Genomic DNA, 1,552 nt, shown 5'->3' with positions numbered 1-1,552 from the left:
GAGAGCGTGTAACGTTTGCCATTCATAAAGAAAAAAAGCAGTTTGCAGAAGCTCAGGTCGAAACGGTTTTAAAACCTTCTTCCGAACGCATTGAGCCAGCTTGTTGCTATTTTGATACATGTGGCGGTTGTTCGCTTCAACATGTTTCCTTTGGCGCGCAAGTTGCATTAAAGCAACGGATTTTGGAAGAGCAGTTGGAACGGATAGGTAAGGTCAAGCCTGAGATAATTTTGCCCCCTTTATATGGTTACTCCTGGTATTATCGCGATAGAGCACGTTTAAGTGTTTCGATGGATAAGCAAGGCCGTCTGAAACTCGGTTTTCAGGCCAAAAAAAGCCATGATGTCGTCAATATCCGCCATTGCCATATTTTGCCTAAGCATGTGTCCGATAGGTTGCCTGATGTCCGCAATTTGCTGCAAAAGCTGCATGATGACGGTGTGAAAGTGAAATTTGTTGAGTTTTATTGCGGAAAAAATGTGACCGTATTCAACATTCGTTTCGTAAATCAACCGTTTGGACAAATATTAAGCGAATTGCGTAATTGGTTTGATAAGATATTGTCGGGTGCTGAAAAGGCATGGCAAATATGGCTGCAGGATCATGCCGAGTCTTTGCCGTTTTACCCTGAGAACGCCCTGCCCTGAACTATACTTTTGCTCAATTTGATGTGGAAATGCCTTACAAGCCGGGTGATTTTACGCAGATTAATGCGCAATTGAACGAAGTGATGGTGGCAAGGGCGGTCAGGCTTTTAAACCCTCAAAAAGGGGAGAGGATTGCCGATTTGTTTTGCGGTTTGGGCAATTTTAGTTTGCCGCTGGCAAAAAGTGGTGCATCGGTTGTCGGTATTGAAGGTGCCGATTATTTGGTCGATAGGGCAAGGGAAAATGCACGCCTGAATCGTTGTGCCGAGAATATGACGTTTTCTGTTGCAGACTTGTTCGATACCGATGAAAAAACTGTTGAGTCGTGGGGGCAATTTGACAAGATGTTGCTGGATCCTCCGAGAAACGGGGCTTATGCTGTTGTCAAATCGCTACACAAGCCGTTTTTGCCTCAGAAGATAGTGTATGTTTCGTGCAATCCATCAACATTTGCACGAGATGCCGGTGTCTTGGTTGATAAGGGCTATAAGTTTAAGGCGGTAGGAATCATGAATATGTTTGCACAAACCTCGCATGTTGAATCCATTGGTGTGTTTGAGTTGTAAATTGGTATCAAGTCCTTTATGGGGGTAGGGTTTCTAATGTGAAAATGGGTGCGTTCATGTTATCATCATTCGTTTGGGGAATTAATAGCGTTGAAGTTGCGTGTAAAGCAACAGATGTTAATAAATGCAGTTTGCAGCACAAGACCGGGAGGTGTTCTTGAACTATCAACTTTTAACTATTCTTTTGCTGGTGCTTTTTTTGCTGGTGTTGGTTTTTGTTCGTCATAAACAAAGTAACAATTCAGACAAACAAAGCGCACATGCATCAAAAAGCGGCCGTACATCTGCTGCTCATACAGCCTCCTCTGAGGATGGAAACGACTGGATTGAGAAAGTCAA

Annotated in this window: 2 pseudogenes; both read left to right on the top strand. The window is 43.4% G+C overall.

The annotated features are described in order from the left end of the window. A pseudogene (gene rlmD / locus ACTHUM_RS13600) lies at positions 1–1,213 on the top strand (23S rRNA (uracil(1939)-C(5))-methyltransferase RlmD); the annotation flags it as partial. A 124-nt stretch (positions 1,214–1,337) separates the two neighbouring features. Next, positions 1,338–1,552, top strand: a pseudogene (locus ACTHUM_RS13595) (23S rRNA methyltransferase); the annotation flags it as partial.

It is taken from the genome of Neisseria sp. P0021.S006 (genome assembly GCF_051956895.1).
This window is presented reverse-complemented; position numbering and strand designations above follow the sequence as displayed.